Origin of the sequence: Paraburkholderia sp. BL9I2N2, assembly GCF_004339745.1 — a bacterium.
In the GTDB taxonomy this organism is placed as follows: domain Bacteria; phylum Pseudomonadota; class Gammaproteobacteria; order Burkholderiales; family Burkholderiaceae; genus Paraburkholderia.
The window spans coordinates 386,305-412,466 of record NZ_SMGP01000006.1 but is presented as its reverse complement, the minus strand read 5'-3'; the positions used below and the strand labels follow the sequence as shown (position 1 = coordinate 412,466).

The window sequence follows — 26,162 nt, the reverse complement described above, 5'->3', positions numbered from 1 at the left end:
AGCGGTGTTCATCGAGCGCTCGTCGCGTGAGTACCCGCGTTGCATTCACCTTCACTGCCGTCAGGCAGGAACGGAGTCTTCATGAAGTCATTCGCACAGCGAGCGCCTTTTCTCTGCCTGGGGCTGATTGCTCTCGCCGGTTGCGGCAAAAGCACCCCGTCAGCCCCGACGCCGCCGCAGGTCGCCGTGGTGACGGTTCACGCGCGGAACGTGCCGCTCACGAGGCAACTGGTGGGCAGACTGTCGCCGTATTACAGCGCGAATGTCACCGCGCGGGTCTCGGGAGTGCTGCTCAGACGGCTCTATACGGAAGGTAGCGAGGTGCGGCGCGCGCAACCGCTATTCCAGATCGATCCAACCTTTTACAGGACGCAGCTGGACAACGATCTTGCTCTTCTCGCGCAGGATCAGGCCACCTACGTCAACGATCACATCACCGCTCAGCGTGAACGCGCGCTGCTGCCGGTCGGCTCGGTGTCGCAGCAGATGGTGGACAACGCCGACGCTGCGGAACGCAGCGCCGCCGCGAAGGTGAAGGCGGACGAGGCGATGGTCGAAAGCGCGCGCGTGAACCTCGGATATACACGCGTCGTTTCGCCGATCAGCGGCATCGCCAGCCAGCAACTGGTTACCGAGGGCGCTGTCGTGGGCAGCAGCACGAGCGACACGGGCGCCGGCGGCACCTTGCTCACCACAGTGGAGCAGGTCGATCCGGCGTACGTCAACTTTACGATCAGCGTGGCCGATCTGATGACGCTGCGGCAGGCGCAAAGCACTGGGGCGGTAGCGCTTGCGCAGCAGGACAGGACTACCGTCCAGATCGGCTTGCCCGACGGCACCCGGTACAAGCGCGTCGGCACGCTCGATTTCTCAGACGTGGCCGTGAATGCGACCACCGGCGCCGTCAATCTGCGCGCACTGGTCCCCAATCCACAGCGCGAACTGCTGCCGGGCATGTATGTAACGCTGACGGTCGACCTCGGCCGGCAGAACAACGTGTTCCTGGTGCCGCAGCAGGCGCTGCAGCGGGACACGGTTGGCGCGTATCTGATGGCCATCGGCCCTGACGGCAACGCCGTGCGCAAGGATGTCACCGCGACCGACAGCGATGGCGCCGACTGGATTGTCACCCGAGGCCTCGCGAACGGTGACCGGGTGATCGTGTCGGGCCTCCAATTCGTGCACGAAGGTCAGGCGGTAAAGGCGTCTGCATGGCAAGCGCCCGCCGCCGCGTCGTCAGCTCCGGACGTTCCGGAAGCGTCGTCGTCAGCTTCGATGCCCCCGGTGACCAGCGCTGCAGGCGACGCGCAATAGGAGTGCTGACATGCCGAGTTTCTTTATCAACCGCCCGGTGTTCGCATGGGTTGTGGCCATTCTGATTTCGCTGTTCGGCATCATCTCGATGCGCAGCATGGGAATCGATTCCTATCCGGACATCGCGCCTCCCCAGGTCACGGTCACTGCAACGTATCCGGGCGCGAGCGCCGCGACGATGGAATCGACCGTCACGCAGGTGATCGAGCAGCAACTCACCGGTATCGACCACCTGCTGTATTTCAACTCGAAGTCGAGTTCCAACGGCCAGACAGTTATCGCGCTCACGTTCGCCACCGGCACCAACCCCGATATCGCGCAGGTCCAGGTGCAGAACAAGGTCACGCTGGCCCAGCCGCTGTTGCCGACCTCGGTCATGCAGCAGGGCGTCGTGGTCGCAAAGGCGAGCCCGGACATCCTGATGTTTCTCGCGCTGCAGTCGAGCAACCCGTCGATCGACGCGGCGCGCCTGAGCGACATCCTCGCCTCGCGGATCCAGCCCGCGATTGCCCGTGTGAGCGGCGTCGGCAACACCACCTTGCTCGGCTCGGAATACGCGATGCGCATCTGGCTGGATCCGGACAAGCTGCAATCGTACGGGTTGTCCACGACACAGGTGCTCGATGCGGTGACCTCGCAGAACGCGCAATTCGCGGCGGGCTCCCTGGGTGCGGACCCGGCGCCGAAGGGGCAGGTGTTCACCGCGACCATTTCCGGCGACGCGCTGTTTTCTTCGCAGAAGCAGTTCAAGGACATCGTCGTGCTTGCCAACAACAACGGCACAGTGGTGCGGCTCGGCGACGTTGCACGCATTACGTTCGGCGCGCAGACATATGGCCTGGCGCCGGTCTTCAACGGCAAGCCGGCGGGCGGTCTCGGGATCTTCCTGCTGCCCGGCGCGAACGCGCTGGCGGTGGCCAACGCTGTGAAGTCCGCCATGGCCTCCCTCGCGAGGGACTTGCCGGCCGGCGTCACGTGGAGCGTGCCGTACGATACGACGCCGTTCATCACCGCGTCGATTAGCGATGTGGTAAAGACGCTTGTCGAGGCCATCGTCCTCGTGTTCCTCGTGATGCTGGTATTCCTGCAGAACTTGCGGGCCACGATCATTCCCACGCTCGTCATTCCGGTCGCGCTGCTGGGCACGTTCATCGGCCTGTCGGCGCTGCACTATACGCTCAACCAGTTGACCCTGTTCGGAATGGTGCTCGCGATCGGTATCGTCGTCGACGACGCCATCGTCGTCATCGAGAATGTCGAGCGGATCATGAGCGAGGACCGCAGCGATCCGAGGGAAGCTACGCGCAAGGCGATGGGGCAGATCACCGGCGCCATCGTTGCGATCACGGTGGTACTGTCGGCGGTGTTCGTTCCGTCGGCGTTGCAGCCTGGCGCGACAGGGATCATCTACGCGCAGTTCGCGTTAACCATTGCCGTGTCTATGTGGTTTTCCGCTTTTCTGGCCATGTCGTTCACCCCTTCGCTATGCGCTGCGATTCTCAAGCCGGGGCATCAGGTGACGAAGAACGGGTTTTACCGCTGGTTCGACAGGTCGTTCGAAAAACTCACCGGTTCGTATCTGGGACATGTCGGCAGGGCGGTACGCCATGCGCCGCGCTGGATGATGGTGTTCGCGCTGGTGGTCGCGCTGTCCGGCTTCCTGTACACGAAGCTGCCGACCGGCTTCGTTCCCGACGAGGATCAGGGTTTCGTACTGGCGCTGGTCAATCTGCCGTCAGGCGCGACGCTGCAGCGCACCGAGCACGTGATGACCGAGCTACGTGACAGGCTCGCCCACAGCCCGGTCGGCCACGACATTGCCGGCATCTTCCAGCCGGAAGGGTTCAGTTTCGTCGGCACGAGCGAAAACGTCGGAATGGCATTCATCAAGCTGACGGACTGGGGCAAGCGCTCGCAGACCGCGATGCAGCTGATCCCGCAGGTCAACCAGATCCTGCAGGGCATTCCGGACGCGCAGATCTTCGTAACCAACCTGCCGACCATTCGGGGCCTCGGTCAGTTCGGCGGCATCGATATGTACCTGCAGGCGCGTGCTGGGCAATCGCGCCAGGAATTGACCCAGGCCCAGAACACACTGATCGCGGACGCGGCCAGAACGCCTGGCCTCTACGGCATCCGGCCGAATTCGCTGCCGGCTGCGCCGCAGTTGCAGATCATGGTCGACCGGGTTCAGGCGCAGTCGATGGGCTTATCACTGAGCGACGTCTACGCCACGATCCAGATGGAACTGGCCCCGTTCTTCGTCAACCAGTTCACCTACGGCGGCCGCGTCAAGCGCGTCTACATCGAGGCGGATGCACCGTACCGGATGGGATTGGACGCGTTCAGACATCTGTACACACCGACCCGCGTAACAGGCGCCGCGAGCGGATCAACGAGTGCGACAAGCGGCACGACAAGCACCGCGGCGCCGGCGACGACCTCCAGCGGATACCTGACGCAGGTCGATCCTTCCGTCAGCAACGCGGGAATCAGCCCGTACAATATGGTGCCGCTATCGAGCGTCGTGAAGACCAGCTGGGATGTCGGCCCGCTCGTATTGCCACGCTACAACGGCTACTCCGCGATCGAGATCGTCGGCAACCCGGCGCCTGGCTATTCCACCGGACAGGCGATCCAGTCGCTGCAGAACATGGTCGACCAGCGGCTACCGGCGGGTTTCGCCGCTGATTGGACCGGGCAGTCGTATCAGGAACTTCTGGCCGGGAGTTCGGCGACGGTGCTGATGGTGTTGTCGATCGTCGTCGTGTTCCTGTGCCTGGCAGCGCTATATGAAAGCTGGTCGATCCCGGTCGCCGTTCTGCTGGTGGTGCCGCTTGGCCTGCTCGGCATGCTGGCGTTCTGCCTGCTGCGCGGCGTGCCCAACGACGTCTATTTCAAGATCGGTCTTGTGACTGTGATCGGCCTCGCGGCGAAGAACGCGATCCTGATCGTCGAATTCGCGGTGGAAGGACAGGCCCGCGGCATGACGCTGTACGACGCGGTCATGACAGCGTGCAAACTGCGTCTGCGTCCGATCCTGATGACCTCAATGGCATTTATCCTGGGCGTGTTTCCGCTCGTCCTCTCGACGGGCGCGGGTGCGTCCTCCCGCCACGAAATCGGTACGGGCGTGATCGGCGGGATGTTGTTCGCCACCTTTCTCGGCCTGCTGCTGATTCCGGTGTTCTACGTGAGTGTGCGGCGTTTGCTCGGCGACAAGCTCGACGAAGTGTCCGAAAAGCTGCCGCATCACGGTGACGATGACCCACACGAAGCGCCTCATCAGTGAGGCAGCGGGTGCATCGCCCGTCAGGCACAGCACCGGTGCCCTGTTGAGTTGCATGATCGCAAACCTTTCCGCCCGGCGAATCGATCGCCGGGCTTCAACGCAATAATTCGCCCCTCAGTCGATTTCCGTGCGAAATGGGCTCAGCCGAAGACTTTCCCGCCGGCAACGCGGCATTGTCAGGTTGTTGGGCCGGTCACGGAATATGGCGGGATGAAGAAATCGAAATCCCTCTATCACGGTCACCGTTTTCCAGCCGCGGTAGCATGGGTTGCGCCGTGCGCTGGTATTTTCGTTTTCAACTGAGCTTGCGCGACATCGAGGAGCTGCTCTTCGAGCGCGGGGTGATCTTGACATACGAGACGATCCGATGCTGGTGCGATAGGTTTGGCAAGGGCTTTGCTCATCGGGTGAAAGCCGCGCGGCGCAAGCCCGGTAGCACGTGGCACCTCGACGAGATGTTCATCACGCTGCGAGGCGAACCGTACCTGCTGTGGCGTGCGGTTGACGAGCATGGTGCCGAACTCGACATCCTGCTGCAAAAGCGGCGCGACAAGGCCGCGGCCAACCGCTTCTTCAAGCGTGTGCTGCGCTCGAACCCAGCGCCGCGCAAGATCGTCACCGATCAGTTGCAAAGCTACCCGGCGGCCAAAGCTGAGAGCCGGGAGCTTGTGAACGTGAGGCACGTGTTCGTTACAGTCAAGCTGCAGCCCGGCTGAATAACCGGCCGAGAACAGCCACCAGCCTACTCGCGAACGCGAGCGTCGCATGCGTGGCTTTCGTGAACCCAAACGTGCTCAGAAATTTCTTTCGTGCTTCGGGCCGATCCGGCAACACTTCGCGCTCAAGCGGCATCTGCTGCGCGTTTCACTCTATCGCCAGGAACTCGCAGCCCGGTTCGTTGCATGGCGCGATTTCACCGAACTCGCCCAAAATCCGTCGGATGCCTTCTAACCCTTCGTTGCACCCGCCGTCGTGTCGTCTCACTCTCGGCAAGTTGACAATGCCCGAGCTAGGCCCGAGTGCCGCTTCCCTCGAACGCCGTACTGCATGCAATTCGGCCGGTAATGACAGGGGAGAATTGGGCGCTTCCACATTCGCGGCTTCTTCGCCCGACTGAGTCCTCGTCCTGCTCGCGCTTCTGCCCTGTTCTGAGTGCCGCCGCCGCGGCGACGAGCTCACCTGCCTGAACATCATTGACCGCATGTTCAAGGCGCTGGAAATGCGCCGTAGGCGATTGCGGCCTCGGTTGTCAGCGACGACAACGCGCGGCCACGTCCGGAAATCGCCCACAGGATCAGGCGCTCGGCCTCTCTCCGGTAGGCGTGCTGCATGGTGGGCACTTCATGCAGAGACAGCCATGCATGCACCGCTTCGTAGCCGTTTGACGCATCGAGCGACGCATCGATGGTGACGACCGGCGCCACCTCTTATCAACGGTCAATCGCTGCTTTCAGAAACGGTGCCGCAAGCCCGCTGCAACAGCGACCTGATTGCTGTTGGACGAGGGCGTCAGCGTAAAGATCGACGCATCGAACACGGGATTGCCGTTGCCACCGCTAACACTCTGATACACGCCTTCGATATAGACGTCCGTGCGCCTGGAAAGCTTGTAATCGCTCTGGAGCATCACCGAGTTCCACTTGGGACGCGTCGTCCCGGTATCGGTGCTGAAGCGACCCGCCGTGTACGTGTAGGCTGCGGCAACGCTGAATGCAGGTGTCACAAAGTAGCGGCCGTCGACGGAGAAATTGTCGAAGGTCAGATTTTTGCCGACCAACGGCGTGACGCTACTGCCGTGCAGGACACCCGTCACAGAGTCGGTACTCGAGTGCGACCACGCAAGGCCGACTGACGCGGGACCGGACCGGTACCGCCCAGCGAGGGTCCAGATCTGTTGACTGCCCCCGGTGATCGGCGCGGTGCCGTCCGCCGTGCTGATGGCACCATTGGCGTTCGCGGTCGCCGGGTCAGCGCTGCGGTTGACGCCAAGATATGCCGCAGCGAGGCTGACGGGCCCGTTCTCGTAAGAAACGCCAGCACTATAGGCGGCGTTGTTCCCGAATTGGCCGGCTGTGTTCGAGAAAGCGTACATCGCCCCAAATTTCAGGCCGCGGTGCGTTGGGCTGGTGTACTTGACCGAGTTGTTGAGGCGGATGATGTGGACACTATCGTCGTTATCGTAAGGGTGCATTCCCAGGTTTCCGCCCCAGCCCGGGCCGGACGCGCCTAACGGATCGGCAAAAGCCTCAATGAAGTCATACTGCCTTCCGAACGTGAGCGAACCATACTGGTTCGACTGCAAACCCACGAACGCCTGTCGTCCGAACAGGTCGACGCCCTTATTTGCGGCTTGTCCGTTGACGCCAGAAAAGCCGTTCTCGAGGGTGAAGACCGCCGACAAACCGCCGCCCAGGTCTTCATGGCCGCGCAAGCCCCACCGTGAACTACTAAGGTTGCCGCTACTCAATGCCCAATTGCTACTTCCCGGCGCTCCCGCGCCGCCCGCCCGCTGATTGTTTGCATAGGTGATGGACGTATCGACGAGGCCGTATAGCGTCACAGCGCTTTGTGCGTAGCTGCTACCGGCGTAAGCCAAGCCCAGGAGGGCGCCAAATACGATTCTTTTCAATTTATTCCCAATCCAAAGTAGGGTTACGACAACCGCGGGAGCGAACCGCTAATCAGCGAGTAGGCCCATTTCTGCGGCGGGTGACGAAAGCGATCACAAGAAGCACCACGACCCAGTGCACCTGCCACTATGCCGTTTCGCGCAAGCGCTACAAGGTTCGACGACGGTCCGCCGCGGCGCACCTCGGCGACATCCTTCTCCGTGATGGTCGCGTCGGGGCGTCCATAATGGTTCAGCACGTAAGTACCCAGTAGCGCGATGTCCCGATCCCCCAGCTGCATGGGAATCAGTTGGCTTGCCGCCGAAGCCGGGCAGGAAAGCCCGCCCATCCGACGTTTGCGATTTAAAGAAATTCAAAACCTGGGCATGTCGGCGAGCCGCGGCATTCCGACCGTTCGGCCGCGATTTCGCATGGGAGGGGATCGTCATCATGTCACTTGTGGGCTGGTGCATCGGCGCATCCTTGCAAAACAAACGCTTCGATAATGGGCGCGTCGCTCACAACACCCATGTATAAGGCGGAAATGATAGAGCGCCACCCGCGCGCTGGGCTTCTTCACGATGGCGAGCAGCGCCGCTACATCGCCGGAAGCGATGAGCGCAATGCACTCATCGCATGACCAATGCGCTTTCCTATGTCAGCATCCAGACGGTGCGGAATCAATAGCGTCTAGACCTCCATGAACTGCGGCGTTGATTCTGGCGACAAACCCGTCTCTGCCGAGAGTGCCGGTAGTGTCGAAAGCCGCTTCCGATGGATCGGCTATGCAGACATCGGAAGCAGACATTGAAGCATCGCGCGGTTTGTTTTGCCCCGCTACGTCTAAAAGGTATTGCAGCGGCGGACTGGATACAAGGCTACCAACGGTGCAGATGGCACCCACGATCGTCTCAGCCACACATATGTTCGTATGGTTCAGTCGGAAGCCAGCTGGCATCGGACTTTACGTGTGAGCCAACCCCTACTGCCGCGGTCCGGCCGGCACTGATAATTCGGACTGCTCGCAGGCCGACGCTCGCGACTGGTGCTCTATGCCGTTTCGGAAACGCCGGCTTCGGCTGAGCACGTGGCGGCCGACGCAACTGCCCAAATGACCGTTGAGCCTTGATTGTGTTGAAAAAGTCATCCGACGTGCCGCTTGTTCGGTATCCTGGAAGACATCGATCCACGGGAGTGATTCGTCATGATGGGTCAATTAGGCAGCGGACAGGACAAACTCTTCTACTCGTTCAAACTCGATAATCACCTCCCTCACGAGCATCAGTTGAGATGCATCAATCACTTCCTGGGATCTGCGGGATTTGCGCCAACATCTCGCGCCGTTCTATAGCCCAATGGGACGGCCATCGATTGATCCAGAGCTCATGATTCGCATGTTGATTGTGGGCTACTGTTTCGGGATCAGGTCCGAGTGCAGGCCATGCGAAAAGGTCCATCTGAACCTTGCATATCGATGGTTCTGCCGCCTAGGTCTGGAAGATTCTGTACCGAGTTCGGTGAAATCGCGCCATGCAACGAACCGGGCTGCGAGTTCCTGGCGATAGAGTGAAACGCGCAGCAGATGCCGCTTGAGCGCGAAGTGTTGCCGGATCGGCCCGAAGCACGAAAGAAATTTCTGAGCACGTTTGGGTTCACGAAAGCCACGCATGCGACGCTCGCGTTCGCGAGTAGGCTGGTGGCTGTTCTCGGCCGGTTATTCAGCCGGGCTGCAGCTTGACTGTAACGAACACGTGCCTCACGTTCACAAGCTCCCGGCTCTCAGCTTAGGCCGCCGGGTAGCTTTGCAACTGATCGGTGACGATCTTGCGCGGCGCTGGGTTCGAGCGCAGCACACGCTTGAAGAAGCGGTTGGCCGCGGCCTTGTCGCGCCGCTTTTGCAGCAGGATGTCGAGTTCGGCACCATGCTCGTCAACCGCACGCCACAGCAGGTACGGTTCGCCTCGCAGCGTGATGAACATCTCGTCGAGGTGCCACGTGCTAGCGGGCTTGCGCCGCGCGACTTTCACCCGATGAGCAAAGCCCTTGCCAAACCTATCGCACCAGCATCGGATCGTCTCGTATGTCAAGATCACCCCGCGCTCGAAGAGCAGCTCCTCGATGTCGCGCAAGCTCAGTTGAAAACGAAAATACCAGCGCACGGCGCAACCCATGATACCGCGGCTGGAAAACGGTGACCGTGATAGAGGGATTTCGATTTCTTCATCCCGCCATATTCCGTGACCGGCCCAACAACCTGACAATGCCCTCAGCGGTTCGTCGGCATACGGCGCCCCTGCAGCCGTCCGCCTGGCAATCGTTGCCGGCATGAAGTCGATCTACTTCGATCATTGATCCGTTCAGTTTGATAAGTCGATGGCGACCTGACCGGTCGCTGAGCATCGCCCCTAAGCGCGGGGCACCTCTGCGCGCCTCGATTGATAACAGCTGGCTCACTGTCACGCCGGGCACTGCTCGATAGGGAAGCGCATTTTTATGCGAGCAGACTGTGCAGCCAGACTCGCGACGGTACGCGCCGTCGCGATCTTGATCCCCGCGTCAGCCACCGAGCAGCGTCTTGTCGCGTGCAATGACGTCGGGCAAATGGCTGCGCAGAAAGTCAACCCAGGTCCGGGTCTTTGCATCGATGAACTTACGCGAAGGGTAAAGCGCGTAAATGTTCATGTTCTGCAGGGTATGATTGGGCAGCACGCGAACCAGCGTGCCGTTTCGCAGGCCTTCGACGGCGGAATACAACGGCAGCATGCCAATCCCCATTCCTTCGCGAATTGCCACGACCAGCGCCTCAGCGATATTTACCTGCAACGCTCCTCTGACCTGTATCAATTCGCATTCGTCGGGTCCCTCGAGCTGCCACTCGTGCGTCGGAAAAGCAGGCGTGTCCAGTAGCAGGCATTCATACCGCGCTAGATCGCCGGGTCTCTGCGGTGTGCCGCGCGAGCGCAAATAGTCTGCTGATGCGCACAGGATGCTGCATGTCGAGCCGAGCAGGAGCGAGACCATCTCCGAATCAGGAAGCGAAGGCGCGGCAATGACGGCAACATCACTGCCGCCGCCGAACAGATCGGGCGTGCGCTGCGATAGCGTGAGTTCCACTGTCACCTCGGGGTACTGAACATGGTACCTTGATATCACCGGCAGCACATAGTGCTGCCCTATGCTCGCGAAGCTGAACATCCGCAAAGTGCCGGCTGGCCGTTCGTGTGCGCCACTCGCTACCTCCTCCGCCTTTTCGACGTCGGCGAGAATCTGCTGACAGCGCTGCAGATACTGCTCGCCGGCGGGCGTGAGCGCAAGACGCCGCGTCGAGCGGTTCAACAGGCGGGTTCGCAAGTGGGCTTCGAGCTCAGATACCGCGCGGGACATGGCGCCGGTCGTCGAATTGAGCGACTCAGCCGCGGCAGTGAAGCTGCCGGCTTGCACGACCCGTGTGAACACCCGCATTTTTTGTAATGTGTCCATCAACCTTCGCATTCTTAAAAGAGAGGTGCCGCGTATCAACCAGTCAAGACTCGAACACTGCAACTTCGGAGTTGCTGGAACCCTGTGCAACCGCTTGTTGTTGCAAGAGAACCGTCACGTTGACGAGCGGCAACCAATTCGTCCTAGTTGCTCCTGGCGGACTGCTGAAAAGCGCGCATCGCCACCAGGTTCATTTGCGGGCATCGGAAGATAAAGCGATGCACCCTCTGCTAATCGAACCGCTGAAACCAGGAGACCGGCGACAAGGCCTCCAAAAGACGATCACCCAGTGCCGTGACTCGCATGGATGTATCGCCCGAGTCGATAGCGACGAGCCCGCGCCGCACCAGCGCATGGATTTCCTCTCTTGCGAGATCGATCGCTTGTGAGGAATGTTTGATAAGCACTAAGGTCGAGTACTCGTGCGGACTGAGCATGGTTGTTATCAGATCTTGTTAGCTGCATATGCGAGCCTTCACCACTGGAATGCCGACGCAGGCGTCCCCTCTTTCGAGGGAAGAACTCTCTCGTCCCGCTCCATAGGGTCGAGCATCCACAAAGGCTCGGTGGCCTGGTCTTTTCTGACGTTGCTCGCCGACGCTCGATATGTTACATCGCGGGATGCGCCGCTCCTTCGAGCGGCGCTGAAGCAATGGAGCGCGCAATTACAGTAAATGCTAGCAATCGAAAATTCCGCCCGCAACAATACATTGGTATCGAGAGATACATTACAACTGGTTGCGCATTTCAGTCCGGTGCAAGCCGGTGGTTAGTGAGCGACATCCGCAAACACGCGAAACTGGATGGATGATTGCGGAAACTGATGGGTATTGAGATGTCGAGGTCTGCATTATCATCAGGAATGCAGATGGAAATGACGTGACCGCTCATGACGCGATGCGCCATCGGGCAACAGCATGCACCTGCGATGACACCTAGCTAGCAATAATGCCGCAGGTTGATCGGCGTATAGGCGAGCGTTTTGAACGCGTAATGGACCGACCGCACTGAGACGTTCGAAGCGCAGTAGCAGCCGGCGGAACTTGTCTTCCCAGGCAAAGACACGCTCAATGGTCCTGAAGCGCTCCTCGAAGATGGCCGGGCCGAAGCTTTGCTTGCGACCGCGCGGATTTTCCGGAATGTTGGGAACCATGCCCCGGTTGAAAATGGCCTTGCGATTGGCCCGGCAGTCGTAGACGCCGTCCAGACTGACGCGTGCGCCTTTCAGGTCCATGCCCATGGTGCGCGCCATCTGGCTCAGTCCGGGCAGTGCGTCACGCAGCAGGGGCGATTCGTTGCGGTTGCCCGCAGCGGCGACGAACGGCGCGATGACGTTGCAGTCACGGTCGCAGAAGGCCACCATCTTGTCGCCTTTCAGATGTTTATGACCGCTATAACCGAGATTGTCGCGGCCTTTTTTCGCCACCGTCGTCGTGCCATCGCCGTGAATGACCGTCAGATCGAGCAACTGATCCTTATGAAGCTTGCCGACCGAGCCCGCAAAGATGGCGTCCATGCAACCCGCCGCCTGCCAGCGCTGCATCGCGCGGTAGATGCGGGTGTGGTGAATTTCAGGGCGACCCAGGCAATCCTTATCGATCGGCAGTGCCTTCCACTGGCATCCTATATAAAGCACCTGCAGAACGTAGTTGAATATTCTGTGCAAACTTAGCTGCGGCGGCGGTCCGCGCCGACCACGGATCAAGTGGGCAAGACAAATTCTCCAAACTGCGCAAGGCTCAGTCCCACCGGAATCGCTTGCCAGCGGTGCTTTCCATTCATTCAGGGCATCCATAAATCTGGACTTTAGCCGAACCGGCGCCCAATAGACGATCATCCAGTCCCTGCGAGGCTCGCAGACAAATTCGATCACTAGAAAAAACGCGCAACCAGTTGTAGGTCTGGACCCGGCGGATCTAGGCGATAATCCCTGGTCGGCAGCGGGTGTGTCCTTCGGTCTTTTCTCGGTGGGGGCTATCTTTCCGACGATGCCGTTCTTGTGGACTCACGGCTTCAGCGCAATCGTTCAGTGCATCGTGCTAAGCACTTTGGCTTTGGCTTCCCATCGGCGTATTCACGTCACTCTTTAACGGACGTAGCGCCCTTTTTTCGTATCTCCGTCAGGTCGTCATCGGTCTTCTGGCCGCAGCATTTACGTTTGGCGTCGGCCACTTGCTTGGTGTCTCTATTTCCTGAATCTGAACGGCGGTCGTGCCGGCGTCGTTGTACCTGCTCGGCCCCGTATCCGAATACATGGGGTTACCGCAATGTCTCCGCGATCCACTCGCCCGCGCTGATGGCCGCGGCGGGCGATCGGGTTGCAGCAGCGCAGATCACACCCCGCACGAAGCCATGCGCATCAGTTGCTCGAATGGAAGCGCCAAAATGAAAACGCTAGCCACCCTGACGCACCAGAGTGCAATAAAGCGGACCATTCGTCGAGAGGTTGCATCCGTTAGCCCTGCGAGTCGCGAGGTTGTTTCCATGCGCCTGCTAATACTGCGGACCGAGGACGTGACGCGGATAGCTTGCGTTCGCGCATCGGCCCAGTGCAGAACACGATAACGAAAGCAGTCTTGCCGGCGCATTCGATCAGAGACAACAGGGAAATCGCAACCGAGTGCCTGAACTCAAACGGAAGCCCGGGTCCGATGGCCCATGCGCTCGTGCCGCAGATCAACCTGTCCCCCCCTGATACTGCCAGTGCGCGAACTCTCGCGGGTACGCCTTCTTCATCTTGCGCAACCACTCTTCACTGCACCGTTTGTGCCGTCGCAGTGTTTTGTACTCGTGCCGAACCCAGCGCACGAGCTTTCGGTCGAGATACCGACTCAGCTCATGCATGGCTGTCCGATAGAAAGCCCCGTAGTAGTTCCACCAGCCACATATCGTGGGATTACATTGCGGGGCGAGTTCGAACAGTGATTTCGACGTTTGGCGCTGCAACCGCCACCCCCGCGCCACCTGTCTCATCCAAAAGGCGAAAATTCCGCGGGCGAAACGAACGTTTGCAATGGCCGCAACGCCCACGGCGATGATGATCAGTTTCGCCACGACAAGAGCCAGCAGCCAGGTGTCGCCGCTCGACGCGCCGCACTCAAACGGCGCTTCAATAAACGACCATCCACAGATTGCGAAAATCAGCGCTGTTACGGCCCGGCCGGGCGGCAAATGTGACGCGTCCGCTTCGGTCTGAATCGGCAAATATTCTGCAAAGAACCTGTTGTGATCCACGACGTCGCTAGCGCGTGCTATCTCTTTCATATCCACGAGGCATTCTCCTGTTGGCGATGCCGGTGAAAAATGGACGTATGCCTGGCAAAACTGATTCGGCTGCCAGTCAACGAGAGCGACGTACCCGCGCCGTACGAACGCGTCCGTCGTGGAATGAAGATACGCGCGCCCGATTGGCAAACCCATCCTATGCAAGGTTGGCGCCACTGCTGCATAGACGTTGAGAACTCATACCTGCGTATAGCTCGCCAAATACGGAGGAGTGCGGTTTCCTGCGCTCAGCCGGGCGACGTGCGCAGATCGCAGCCCCAGGCACGGCATTCCTCTGTCGGGCAGCCTGGCTCCGCCGAAAGGATCCCGCTGGGTGTTCGCCGACGGCAAAACGTCAGACGAAAAATTTAACAACTGGAAGTTCAGGTCAGTAGGTACTATGACGTTGTCAGGATCCGCTGGTTTATCGAAAGTGGTTCATGCCTTCGCCCGGCGCACTTCCTGGCGCGCCATGTCCCACGTCACCGCGCACTTTGTCGATTCGGAAGGGGAGGAGATGATTTTGGAGCCGCATTCGACGTCGACCCACAGCGCCGGCGGCAGCAAGCCATCTGTGGTATATGTAGTCGACGATGACGAGGCAGTTCGGCTCGCGCTGGGCGCCCTGCTTCGCTCAGTCGGGCTACGCGTCGAGACGTTCGGATCGTCGCACGAGTTTCTCGCCTTCGAGAAGTACGACGCGCCCAGTTGCCTGATTCTCGACGTCAGGTTGCGCGGCGAAAGCGGCCTCACCTTTCAGGAAGAAGTGGCGAAGAGCGGCCTGCAAATGCCGATTCTGTTCATGACAGGCCATGGCGACGTGCAAATGTCCGTCAAGGCCATGAAAGCGGGAGCGCTCGACTTTTTTTCCAAGCCCTTTCGCGATCAGGACATGCTGGACGCCGTCTCGAATGCGTTGACGCGCGATGCGGCGCGCCGCGCGACCGAACAATCCATCGCGGCACTTCGGGCCTGCTACGGCTCGCTGACATCGCGGGAGCGAGAGGTAGTGGGATTCGTGGTGGCCGGCCTGATGAACAAACAGATTGCCTCGGAGATGAATCTTAGCGAAATCACCGTGAAGATCCATCGCGGACAGGCAATGAAAAAAATGGCAGCGCGTTCCGTAGCAGATCTCGTGCGAAAGGCGGAAGCCCTCGGGATCGCGCCGCATCACCTGAAGTGATCCTGATCTTTCCGTGACGGTGTGCGCTGTCTGCCCCGCTTCTGCTCTGTACATTCTCATTTGAGGGGGTTCGACTCGCTGCTTCGTGCACTCCCGAGCGCTTGACGCGCTATGACCCGCCGGACGCGAGAGTCAGGCACTGTGCCAGGGCGGCGGCGTCGACGGGCTTCTCGAGGAACGCCAGCACGCTGTTCGCCTCGATTTTTGCTAGGATTTTCGCCTGCAGAACAGCAGTCGGAAAGGCTGTCATCAGGATGGTGGGTGGAGCGCACCCGCGTTCCAGCAGGCGATCGTGCAGATCGACGCCGGACATGCCCGACATGATCACATCGGAGATCAGACATGCCGTTTCTCCGACGCTCGCGGACGCCAAAAACTCCTCAGCCGACGCGAAGACGCGCGTGTCCCAGCCTAACGAACGTACTAGGCTCGCGGTGGCAAGGCGGACGGCCTCGTCGTCGTCGACAATGGAAGCAATCCGAGGGACACGTAACTGACTCACCTCTACCCTCGGGGAATGGGGCGTAACGGACAGAGCGCGGACATGCAGGCTACCCCCTATGCGCTATTGGACCAAGCGTAGAGCACAAACCGGCGGACGAGAATCATATCAATGTATGGGTACGAGCGCCCCGGTTCGGGAGCCATCTTGCTGCGGATCAGAAGGTGTTAACGCGGACAATGCGCAAGCAGGCGCCGTGCGTTGCACGTTACTTCTGTCGATTTTCTGTCGATTACGCGGCTCGATCCCGGCCCTTCGCCAGCGCCAGTAAGCCGATCACGATAAGGCCAGTGACGACGTAGCGCACTCCCGCGCCGACGCGCATCACGTTCAGCATCGTCATCACGAGATCAAGCAATATCGCGGCCCCCCAAAGGCCGGCGGGGCTTGCCCGTCCGCCGGCGACGGACGTGCCGCCCAGCACCACCACGGCGATCGACATCAGGAGATAGTCAGCGCCCATATCGAGCGCTGCACCGCCGGAATAGGCGGAGAGCAGGATCCCCGCCACGGCGGCGAGCACCGCCGAAAGCAGGTAGACGGAGGCCAGCGTACGGCGCACGGCGACGCCGGCGAGTCTTGCGCTGCGGATATTTTGCCCGATCGCTAGCACCGAGCGGCCGAACACCGAGCGATTGAGGGCGAAGGCGACAAAGCCGGTGAGGATCATGAAAATGAGCGCGATAACCGGTATACCCAGCAGCCGGGTGGCGCTTAACGTGACCAGCGCGGGCGCCGGTGCCGCGTGCGAAGTACGCGAATAGGCGATCGCCATCGACTGGAACACGAACCCCGAAGCGAGCGTGCCGATCATGGGTGGAATCCGGCCCATCCGGATCAGCCCGACATTGAACGCCCCCGCGCTGAGCCCGACCGCCATGCCGGCAGCCAGTCCGGCGGCCAATCCGGCGTCGCTGCCGTTCATCAGCCCCATCGCGACATATCCCGCGAAGGTCATCACGCCCGGGATCGAAAGATCGATATTCCCGGGGCCGGCCCCATGACGAGCATCTGGCCGGTCCCGACAACGACATAGAAGGTCGCGAACTGCAACGCGACCGCGAGTGTCGCCAGCATCCCGCGGCCCTCCACGACGAACGCGGTGACTAGCCAGACGAGAAGGGCCGCGCCGAAGGACCAGATCCATGGCCGTGCGTCGAGCCACGTGCGGATCCCGCCACTCATGCGGTACTCCGTCGGTTCAGCGCGCGCAGGCCCAGCACGAGGATCAGGATCCCGCCCTGCACGCTGAGTTGCCAGTCGGTAGAGATGTTGAGGAAGGAGAGAAGCGAGCCCGTGAGGAGCATGATCCACGCGCCGACCACCGTGCCGATCGGCGTCGCGATGCCTCCCACGAATTCCCCACCGCCCACGATCACCGCCGCGATGGAGATGAGGGTGTACTGGGTGCCCACAGTCGCATCTCCCGCGGTGTTCAGGCCAGTGAGGCTCAGCCCAGCGGTGACGCCGCACGCACCCGCAAACGCATAGAGCGCCGCCCGCCCGGCGAGCAGCGACCATCCTGCCCGGGCGATCGCGCGGGGGTTGCTGCCGATCCCGCGCAGCACGACGCCATAGGAGGTATGCATCAGCAGAAATTCGCCGAGGCCGGCCAGCAGGATCGAGGCCAGCACCGGCAGTGGCAGGAGCGGAGGCTGCCAGGCAAGCAGCGCGGGGAGCCAGGAGGGCGGCGCCCCGCCCGGGCCCGGCAGAACCAGGAGTGCGAGGCCGAGCCAGACGAAGGAGGCGCCGAGCGTGATGACGATCGAAGGCAGTCGTCGAACGTGGATGAGAGTGCCCATCGCCGCGTAGGCCGCCACGAGAGCGGCGAGCGCGAACCAACCGAGGAGCGAGGATCGCGCAAGCAGCGTCGCCGCGATGCAGTTCACGAGCGAGACAAACGCTCCAATGCCGAGATCGATGTCGCCGGCGGCAATCACCGCCATCTGCGCCATGGCAACAAAGATGGCCGGCAACGCGAAGTTGAGCAGGATAGTGAGACCGGAGTAGCTCATCGCCCGGGGCTGCATGGCGAAGATCACGCTCAGTATCGCGACCAGCGCCACCGCCGGCAGCCCGACGCGAAACGCGCTTGCCAGACGCGCGCCGTGATGGCGAGTTGCCGCCGTTGTTTCGGTCGACAGGTCGGCGGGCAGCGCTCTGCCCCCGCCGAACGAGGCCCGGATCACCCGTTCTTCGGTGAGCTTGGCGCCATCGATCTCGTCGACGATTGTCCCGCGATAGAAGACATAGACGCGGTCGCAGTTCACCAGCTCGGCGCTTTCCGTGGTATACCAAAGAAAGGCGTGCCCCCAATCGGCGGCGCGGCGCACATGCTGATAGAGTTCGCGCTTGGTGCCGACGTCGACGCCACGCAACGGGTCGTCGAAAAGAACGATGTCCGCCTCGGCCGCGAAGGCGCGCGCAACCAGCGTCTTCTGCTGATTGCCGCCAGAGAGGCTCATGATCGGCCGGTCGATATCCGGTGTGCGGATGTCGAGCTGCGCCCGCCATTCTTCGGCCTCCGCCCTCTCACGTGCCGGGTTCAGGAAACCCAGGCTGGCAAGACGGCTGAGATTGCCGACCGTGATGTTCAGCCCTACGGACCAGAGTGGAAAGAGCCCTTCGGCGCGGCGGTCTCCGCTCACATAGGCGACCGAGCCGCTGACGCGGAGCGCGGCGCGGCGATGACCGGCGGCCTCGAACACCGCCTGCAGCAGCGTGCGCTGACCGTGGCCGTCGAGACCGGCGAGTCCGACCACCTCACCCGCCCGGAGCCTGACCGGGAAGTCCGAGCCAAGGCAGACCGGCTGCTCGACACGGAGCGTGCCTCGTGCACCCTGCCAGCCCGGCGCGTGCGCGGGCTCCGCGCGGCGCACGCGCCCCATCATCTCGACCAGTTGCGCTTCGTCGAGTTTGCCGGCGGCAACTCTCCCCGCTACCTGTCCGTCGCGCATCACCACGATCTCGTCAGCGTGGCCGAGAATCTCGGACAGCCGATGAGAGATGAAGACCACCGCGATGCCCCGGGCGCGCATTTGCACGACATAGCGCAGGAGCTGGTCGGTCGCCGTCGCGTCCAGCGACGCTGTGGGCTCATCGAGAATGACGAGTTGGGCCGCGTGATCTGTTTCGGTGAAGGCGCGCGCTGTCTCGATCATCTGCCGCTGCCCGAGCGGCAGTTCGCAAATCGGGCGGCGCGTGTCGATACCGTGACCGGGGAAGATCGCCGCGAGAGCATCGCCGATCAGCCGCCTCGCGCGGCGCCGCCAGCCCGGACCGGCGAGATGCGGATGAATGACCCGGACGTTCTCCTCCGCGCTCAGGTTCGCACAGAGCGAAAGCTCCTGAAACACGCAGCGGATTCCGAGCGCGTGCGCGCGTCGCACGCCGTAGCCCTGCCCGACCTCGTGCCCGGCGATGTGAATCGTTCCTGCGTCGGGAGCGAGCGTGCCGGCGAGAATCTGCATCAGCGTCGATTTTCCGGCGCCATTGTGCCCGACGACCCCGACCATCCGGCCCGCGGCGATTGCGAGATCCACGCCCGCGAGTGCGGGAACGGCGCCGAAGCGCTTGCTGATTCCGCTGAGTTGGACGAATGCTTCGTCGTCCGCTTCGCCCAAGGTCCGCTTCATGGCAGCGATGGCCCTCCTGGAGGTTGAAATGCCTGAGAAAACGCCACGCCGACGAACAACTCGCCTACCTGCATGAGCCATGCGGCAATGGACGGTGCGTCCGCTACGGTATGGAGGTCGGAATCGGCGAGGGCGGCGGAGCGCGGCGCGTGATGTTCGCCTCGATCAGCGTCCCGGTCCAATCCTGGCTGTAAAGCGGCGTCGCGGCGCCTCCTGGCGGCACGACCTTGAGCCAGGCATCGAGATCCTTCGACGTAATCACCAGCAATGGCAAATTCACAGTCTGGGGCACCTTCGTCCCGGCCAGAACCTGCTGCGCCACCCAGAACGCAATCGAGGAGACACCGGGCGGAGACGAAAGTGAAATGGTCTCGTATCCGCCCGGCTCCGACGCGAGTTGCTTCCAGAGCCGAAGCTCTTCCTCCGTGTCCCCCATGATGATCAGCGGGGTAGGCCGCCCGGCCGCCCTGAACGCCTGATAGGCTCCATACCCGGCGCCGGCCTGCGTCACCACCGCGTCGATTTTTGGCAACGTAGGCAGAATTCCCGCAATCTCCTTCTGCGCGACAGACTGTGTCCAGTTCGCGTTCACCGAGGCAAGGAGCTTGATGTTCGGATATTTCGCGAACCCTTCGACAACCCCCTCGTGGATGTCGTTGTCGACCGAGGTGCCGGCGAGCCCGCGCACTTCCACCACGTTGCCCTTGCCGCCCAGCCGCTTCGCGATATAGGCCGCCTGAATCAAGCCCAGATCCACGTAGTTGTAGGCCACCTTGTACGCGCAGGGCGCCGTCGTCAGACTGTCGAACACGACCACCACGATGTGCGCGCTGCACGCCTGCTGAATGACACCATTGAGCGCGGTCGGCGAGGCCGCGTCGATCACGATCGCCTGCCATCCCTGCAGCGTCAGGTCCCCGATCTGCGAAGCCTGCTGCGGCGCCGAGTTGTCCGCGTTCACCACCTTCGTCCGCGCGATCACCCCGCGCCTTATCGCGTCCTTCGACGTTAGATCCCACATCTTCAGCATCTGCTGCCGCCAGCCGTTACCGGTATACGAATTGCTGAGCGCAATGCCGTCCCTGGCCGTACTCGCCGTCTCGTCGGCATGCGCCGGGCTCGCCGCCGACGCAAGCGCCAACGCAGCCAATAGCGCCGCGGCAATTGCAGTGTCTCCAGGCTTCATCACGTTCCCTCTCCTCTTCGGCCACGCCGCATACCTTGCTACCCGGCTTCGACCGGACATACGCTCGGCTAACGTTCAGCCGAGCGCCATTGAAAATGGACTAGTCAGGTTGCGGTAAATGTCGGTACGCTGGTAGCCCGATCACGAATGTGTCGAATGAGCGGGCACCGTGAATTGAAAAATCGCGCCGCAGGGCACGTTCGCGCTCGCCCACAGCCGGCCGCCGTGCGCTTCGATGATCGAACGGCAGATCGACAGGCCCATGCCCAGACCGGTGGGCTTCGTGGTGTAGAAAGGGGCGAAAACGCGCTCGACGTTCTCGGCAGCAAGACCCGGCCCCGAATCGCGCACCGCCACGCGCACGCAGCCGGCGTCGGCTCCCGTGCTGATGAGCACCTCCGACACGCCGCCGCTGACGTCGCTCGTTGCCTCGATCGCGTTGACGATCAGGTTCAGAAGGACTTGTTGCAGTTCGACACGGTCTCCCTCGATGAACGGCAAGCCGCCCGCGAGTTGCGTCTGTATCGAGACGCCATTCTTCGCCGCTTCGCGACAGGTTAGCTCGATCACCTCGCGGATCGCCTCGTTGATCACGACCCTTTCCTTTCGCGGTGGCGCCTTCTTGATCAGTTCACGGATCCGGCCGATTACATCTCCCGCCCGATTGCCGTCATTGAGGATCCGGCTAAGCGCCTGCCGGACCTCCTCCACGTCGGGCGGCTGGGCGTGCAGCCAACGCAGCGCAGCCGCGGCGTTGGTGACCGTCGCGGTAATCGGCTGATTGACCTCATGAGCGATCGAGGCAGCGAGCTGGCCCATGGTCGCGACGCGGTTCGCGTGTGCCAGCTCCGATTGCACCTCGCGGTAGCGCCGCTCGCCCTCGCGAACTTGTTCCTCCGCCCGCTTGCGCTCGGTCAGGTTGATGACGAAGGCGACGAGCTGGTCCCGTTCTTCATCAAACGCCGCCACCCCGACAAGCACGGGGACGCGGCTCCCGTCCTTGCGAAAATAGTCCTTTTCGAAGGGCTGAATGGTACCGGCACTCTCAAGTTCGACCAGCGCGTGAGCGGTGCGCTCGAGCGATCCCGGCGTTGTCAGATCGATCCACCGGACGCGCCCTGCGACGAGATCCTCACGGTCATATTCCACTATCTTCAGGAACGCATCGTTGGCCTCGACGATGTCCCCGTTGCGCCTCGAAATGCAGATCCCGATGATGTTCGAGTCGACGAGGCGACGAATCTTGGCTTCTCGTTGCGCGAGGTCTCGGTACAGGTGGGCATTCTCCAGCGCGATCGCGGCTTGCGAAGCCACCAGCCTCAGCACCGCGATCCGGGCCGGCGTGAACACGTGGGGAGTCAGATTGTTTTCGAGGTAGAGCGCACCGTTAAGCCTGGCCTGATTCATCAAGGGCAGGCAGAGAATCGAACGGGCACGATGCTGACGGATGTAGGGATCCGAAGCAAACGGGGGCTGGGCCGCGGCATCGTCGAGAATGACGCTCTCTCGCGTGCGCAGCACATAGTAGAGGACCGACTCCGGCAGCGCCGCCGCGCTCACCGGCACATCGTGCAGTTGCACGCGTGCCGTGTCACCGCCGGCCGTGGCTTCCGCCGCTATCCGTTGTTCGCCGCCATCCGGAAGAATCAGCACACCCCGTACGGCACCGGCCTGTTCAATCGCCGTGCGCATGACCATATCGGTCAGATTTTCCAGCACGATGCCGCTCGAGACGGCCTGCGATATCTTGATCACAGTCGCGAGATCGAGGTGTTCGACCGACGCCCCAATTGTGCTCGTCGGGCCGGGAGCGGCCTCTTCCGCCCTGAGGTATGGATACCTCTCCTCGAGTTGCCGCACCTTGCCATCGGCTCCCCAACGCAGATAGCAGTAATGGGCCCTTTGTAGATACGCGCGCGCAAACTCCTCGAAGCCGCGCATGGCGTAAAAGCGTGCGGCCACTTCATAGGCGAGCGCTTCGATCTGGACGAAGCCGTGGTCACGCGCCGAACGGATCGACTGTTCGTAGAGGCGCATTGCGTCCCAATCGCGGCCTTCAATGCGGGCGATCTCGGCGGCGACCAGCGCGGCGCGGTGCTCGAAATTCTCCGGGCAGTGCTCCGCCCAGACCTGCAGTTGCTCGTGGTGCGCAGCCAAAGCCGCTGGCTGCTGCTTCCGCTCGCCCGGTGCAGCGGAATCGCAAGAAGCGGCTCGCGACAGCGCGCTGTAGAAGTGACAATCCGCGACTGCGAACAGCAAGCCTGACTGGGCATGCCGTTGCGCCCTAGACGCCGCCTCCAGGGCGCCGGCGTAGTCACCGGCATGAAAGTATGCCTGCAGCTTGCGGACCCAGTACCAGCACTCGGCAAACGCCAGGTCCGGGTTGCTGCGGAATTGCCGCTCGACCCGGAATTCGTCGAAGTGGTCATCATCGAAGGAGCCGAATTTCCGCGTCAAGCCACGGAGCATGCGTATAAATCCAAGCTGCGAGCTTATGACGTCGATCACCTGTCCAAATTGCGCCTTCTGCGCGAACTCGAGACCACGTTCGGCTACGCGTTGCACCTCATCAAGCGGATCGCTTGCCGTGAGCAGATTCTCGGTCAGATTGTGGCAGCTGTACCCCGCATAGATGAGATCACCCTCCTTGTTCGCGATCCGGAAACTACGGCTCAGTGGCTCACGCGCAGCCCGAACGTGTTTTGTGTAGGGCATGAGGTACGCCGCGAACAGCATATGCGTCCGGCCCTGGTAGCGCTTCAACCCGCGTCGTTCGACCAGTTCGTAGCCAACCTCGCCCAGGCGGAAACCAGCCTTGTAATCGCCGAATCGAACGCCGGTGATCATGCCGAGATTCACGTACGCGTCGCACGAACTGTCGCAGTTGCCGCGCTCGAGGCTGAGGTTCACCGCCCAGCATCGCATTAGGTCATGGAGGTTCCGCTCCGTAAAGAACGCGGGTGGCCCGACCTTCGTCAGAACGTCCATCGTCGCCAGGGATGCCGGATCGGTCATCAAGGGCAGCGTAATCAGATCCTCGATCGTACGGCTTGCGAGCCGCGACCAGATCCGCTCGTATTCGCGTCGCACGTCCTCGTTCGTCGGATGCGGCGACCATTCGAACCTGACGTGCTGGAGATAGTCGAGGCCGACGGCAACAGCGCGGCCGCTCTGGCCACGCGTCGTAAACAAGTCCACCAGCAGGCAGGCGACGGAGGCACGCTCGATGGTCGCCACCGCGCGGCTTGAAAGCGCGTTCAACCGCTCTTCTGCAGCCGTCAAGGCGCCGGTGAGAAAATCGCATTCCGCCCGGTTCAGTTCCAGCGCGAAGATCAGTTCGCGCCGGCGCTCCCAGCAATCCTGCGCCAACAGTGCTGCACCGGCGTTGAGATAGATGAGCGCCGAGGCGTACGCTGTAGATTTCTTCGCGCGTTTGCCGGCGATCAGGTTCAACTCAGCGAGTTGGTCCCGCTCGTCTTGTTCGGCAAGCAGCGCGGCGCCGCGGTTGAGCTGATTGACGATCTCGAAGATCGCCTCTTCCCGTTTCTCTGGGGGCGTTTGCGCCACCAGCAGCCTGCCAATGCGCAGATGGACCTCGGCACGCGATGCTTCAGGTATCAGCGAATAAGCGACTTCCTGCACCCGGTCGTGCACAAACCGGTAGGAGTTTTCCAGGCGCTCGATCAGTTCCTGATGGACCGCCGGGCTCAGCGACGCATGAGCCTGGTTTCCCGAGGCCCCGAGAACGACCGACAGCATCGCGTTCGCGGCAACGTTGCCAAGGCAGGCGAACTGCTGCAGCGCCCGCTGCGTGTCGGCCGGCAGGCGGGTCATTTTTCCGACCATCAGGTCGATGACATTGTCGGTGTAACCCTTGGCGTGGATGCGATCGAGATTCCAGCACCAGCGCGCCGCGTCATAGTCGAAGGTGAGCAATGCCTCCTCGGCAAGCGTCTGTAGAAACTGGATCACGAAGAACGGGTTGCCCGCGGTCTTTTCGTCCACCAGTTGCGTCAGCGGCGCGGCGCGTTCCGGCTCGCAGTGGAGCGCCTCCGCAATCAATTGCCCGAGGTGCTCACGCCCGAGAGGCGCAAGCGTGATTTCCTCGACCTTACCACCGGCGTTCTTGATGCCTTCGAGCTTGTGCATCAACTGATGAGCGGGATCGACTTCATTGTCGCGGTAAGCGCCGATCAACATCAGGTGCCGCACGTCCGTCTGGGTCAATAGATCCTCGAGCAGGTCGAGCGTCGCCGCGTCGAGCCATTGCAGATCATCGAGAAACAGCGCCAGCGGATGCTCAGCTCGGGCGAACACACAAATGAATCGGCGGAACACGACCTGGAAACGGCTTTGTGCGTGCTGCGGCTCGAGTTGCGGGACCGACGGCGGCTCACCGATGATGAGCTTCAACTCCGGAATCAGATCGGTCATGAGCCGCGCATTCGGCTCCAGCGCCTCCAGAAACGCGCTGCGCCAGCTCGCCAGCGCGGTGTCGCTCTTGCCAAGAAGCGGCTGCACCAGGCTTTGAAAAGCCTGCACCAGCGTCGAATAGGGAATGTCGCGCTTGTACTGGTCGAACTTGCCGGAGGCGAAGAGCCCGCGCGGAAACACCAGCACCTTGTGCAGTTCATTGACGACCGCTGATTTGCCGATGCCGGAATAGCCTGAGACCAGCAGCAGTTCCGCTGTGCCGCTCCTGGCCACGCGGTCGAAAGAGGCGAGCAGGGTCTCCACCTCGCGCTCCCGCCCGTAAAGTTTCTCAGGGATGCGCAGCCGGTCTGGCGTGTCATGTTCGCCCAGCGGAAAGTCCTCGATGTGACGGTTGCACTCCCAGCTCGCGAGACAGCGCAACAGATCGCGCTCGACGCCTGCCGCGGTCTGGTAGCGCTCGTCGGCCGTCTTGGCGAGCAGCTTCATGACGATCCGGGAAACCGGAGGCGGAACAGTCGCCAACCGCTCGCCCGGCGACACTGGTTTTCGGGCGATATGGCTGTGCACCCATTCCATGGGGTCGGCGGCCGAAAACGGCAGTGCGCCGGTGAGCATCTGATAGAGCGTGACGCCGAGCGAATAGAGGTCGCTGCGCGAATCGATGGAGCGGTTCATCCGCCCGGTCTGCTCGGGTGCCATGTAGGCGAGCGTACCGGCGATGGACTCGGGCAGTTCGGGCGCCTGTCGCTCGCGCGGCAACCGCGAGGCAATGCCGAATCCGGTGAGCCGAACCCGTCCGTCCGGGCTGTTCGAGAGGATATGGGCTGGCTTGAGGTCTTTATGGATAAGGCCGCGCTGGTGGAGCTTGCCCAGCGCGGCGGCAATCCCAACGGCGAGGCGCAAAAAAATGCCCAGCTCGATGGGACTGCCAAGCAGACGCGCGAGCGGCTGACCGCCCGGATCCTCAAGCACGAGCAGGGTCCGGCCGCCTTCGCGCACCAACTCGAGCGGCCGCACCGCCCACGCGCCATCCAGTTCGTCCTTCAGTCCAAATTCATGCACGAGACGATCGAGGCTAGCGGGTGACGGGTGTTCGGCGGCCGGCCGGGCAATCAATACGCTGTCGCCCCCAGCATCGCCCGGGCGTCGTCCGCGACACAGGACACGCTCGCCATCGTCCCACAAGATCTGCAGTCTGTTAGCCATCGGCGCTGGAATCAGGTATCGGGTTCATTTGCCTCACCGCACCTTCGGACTGCT

Annotated in this window: 14 protein-coding genes and 5 pseudogenes; 6 read left to right on the top strand and 13 right to left on the bottom strand. The window is 61.8% G+C overall.

The window, feature by feature from the left end; translation table 11 throughout:
* The first annotated feature begins 81 nt into the window (after positions 1-81).
* From B0G74_RS45420 to B0G74_RS45410, 3 genes and pseudogenes are all read left to right on the top strand, one after another.
* Positions 82-1,314 (top strand): efflux RND transporter periplasmic adaptor subunit, encoded by a 1,233-nt coding sequence (locus B0G74_RS45420; protein ID WP_132384396.1) that lies wholly within the window; start codon positions 82-84, stop codon positions 1,312-1,314.
* A 10-nt stretch (positions 1,315-1,324) separates the two neighbouring features.
* Positions 1,325-4,606, top strand: coding sequence for an efflux RND transporter permease subunit (locus B0G74_RS45415; protein WP_132384395.1), 3,282 nt, complete (start codon positions 1,325-1,327; stop codon positions 4,604-4,606).
* 210 nt (positions 4,607-4,816) lie between these two features.
* Positions 4,817-5,557, top strand: a pseudogene (locus B0G74_RS45410) (IS6 family transposase).
* Between the two features lie 266 nt (positions 5,558-5,823).
* Here the strand turns inward: B0G74_RS45410 and B0G74_RS45405 are convergent.
* Positions 5,824-6,003 (bottom strand): annotated as a pseudogene (locus B0G74_RS45405) (integrase); the annotation flags it as partial.
* Between the two features lie 53 nt (positions 6,004-6,056).
* Positions 6,057-7,235 carry a porin gene (locus tag B0G74_RS45400; RefSeq protein ID WP_243658636.1) on the bottom strand — a complete coding sequence of 393 codons (1,179 nt, stop codon included), beginning with the start codon at positions 7,233-7,235 and terminating at the stop codon, positions 6,057-6,059.
* A gap of 1,184 nt (positions 7,236-8,419) precedes the next feature.
* Here B0G74_RS45400 and B0G74_RS45395 point away from each other — a divergent pair.
* Positions 8,420-8,729, top strand: a pseudogene (locus tag B0G74_RS45395) (transposase); the annotation flags it as partial.
* Here the strand turns inward: B0G74_RS45395 and B0G74_RS45390 are convergent.
* The 4 genes and pseudogenes from B0G74_RS45390 to B0G74_RS47395 form a co-directional block, all read right to left on the bottom strand.
* Positions 8,726-9,439: pseudogene (locus B0G74_RS45390) on the bottom strand (IS6 family transposase); the annotation flags it as partial. The pseudogenes B0G74_RS45395 and B0G74_RS45390 sit on opposite strands and share 4 nt — an antisense overlap.
* Before the next feature lie 332 nt (positions 9,440-9,771).
* Positions 9,772-10,695 (bottom strand): LysR family transcriptional regulator, encoded by a 924-nt coding sequence (locus tag B0G74_RS45385; RefSeq protein WP_132384393.1) that lies wholly within the window; start codon positions 10,693-10,695, stop codon positions 9,772-9,774.
* 230 nt (positions 10,696-10,925) lie between these two features.
* Positions 10,926-11,132, bottom strand: coding sequence for a hypothetical protein (locus B0G74_RS45380; RefSeq protein WP_132384392.1), 207 nt, complete (start codon positions 11,130-11,132; stop codon positions 10,926-10,928).
* Positions 11,133-11,551: 419 nt separating this feature from the next.
* Positions 11,552-12,490 (bottom strand): transposase, encoded by a 939-nt coding sequence (locus tag B0G74_RS47395; protein WP_243658635.1) that lies wholly within the window; start codon positions 12,488-12,490, stop codon positions 11,552-11,554.
* Between the two features lie 67 nt (positions 12,491-12,557).
* Here B0G74_RS47395 and B0G74_RS45370 point away from each other — a divergent pair.
* A pseudogene (locus tag B0G74_RS45370) lies at positions 12,558-12,891 on the top strand (VIT1/CCC1 transporter family protein); the annotation flags it as partial.
* A gap of 480 nt (positions 12,892-13,371) precedes the next feature.
* On the opposite strand, the gene B0G74_RS45365 reads toward B0G74_RS45370, so the two are convergent.
* Positions 13,372-13,959, bottom strand: coding sequence for a group II intron maturase-specific domain-containing protein (locus B0G74_RS45365; protein ID WP_243658651.1), 588 nt, complete (start codon positions 13,957-13,959; stop codon positions 13,372-13,374).
* Positions 13,960-14,476: 517 nt separating this feature from the next.
* On the opposite strand from B0G74_RS45365, the gene B0G74_RS45360 reads away from it, so the two are divergent.
* Positions 14,477-15,145: a response regulator transcription factor gene (locus B0G74_RS45360; protein ID WP_132384458.1), complete on the top strand. Its 669-nt coding sequence runs from the start codon at positions 14,477-14,479 to the stop codon at positions 15,143-15,145.
* Positions 15,146-15,254: 109 nt separating this feature from the next.
* Here B0G74_RS45360 and B0G74_RS45355 read toward each other — a convergent pair whose 3' ends face one another.
* The 6 genes from B0G74_RS45355 to B0G74_RS45335 all read right to left on the bottom strand — a co-directional run bounded on the left by B0G74_RS45355 (position 15,255) and on the right by B0G74_RS45335 (position 26,108).
* The gene (locus B0G74_RS45355; RefSeq protein WP_132384390.1) at positions 15,255-15,647 is read right to left on the bottom strand and encodes a response regulator; all 393 of its coding nucleotides are present in this window, start codon (positions 15,645-15,647) and stop codon (positions 15,255-15,257) included.
* 232 nt (positions 15,648-15,879) lie between these two features.
* Positions 15,880-16,605, bottom strand: coding sequence for an ABC transporter permease (locus tag B0G74_RS45350; protein ID WP_243658650.1), 726 nt, complete (start codon positions 16,603-16,605; stop codon positions 15,880-15,882).
* A complete protein-coding gene (locus tag B0G74_RS46390) occupies positions 16,605-16,832 on the bottom strand; it encodes a hypothetical protein (RefSeq protein ID WP_207915835.1) in 228 nt (75 codons plus the stop codon). The genes B0G74_RS45350 and B0G74_RS46390 overlap by 1 nt, the downstream gene beginning before the upstream one ends.
* A complete protein-coding gene (locus B0G74_RS47390) occupies positions 16,829-19,282 on the bottom strand; it encodes an ATP-binding cassette domain-containing protein (RefSeq protein WP_243658634.1) in 2,454 nt (817 codons plus the stop codon). The genes B0G74_RS46390 and B0G74_RS47390 overlap by 4 nt, the downstream gene beginning before the upstream one ends.
* Positions 19,283-19,385: 103 nt before the next feature.
* Entirely contained in the window at positions 19,386-20,468 is a 1,083-nt protein-coding gene (locus B0G74_RS45340; protein ID WP_132384457.1) for an ABC transporter substrate-binding protein, read from the bottom strand.
* A gap of 141 nt (positions 20,469-20,609) precedes the next feature.
* Positions 20,610-26,108 (bottom strand): ATP-binding sensor histidine kinase, encoded by a 5,499-nt coding sequence (locus tag B0G74_RS45335; protein WP_207915834.1) that lies wholly within the window; start codon positions 26,106-26,108, stop codon positions 20,610-20,612.
* Positions 26,109-26,162 lie beyond the last annotated feature (54 nt).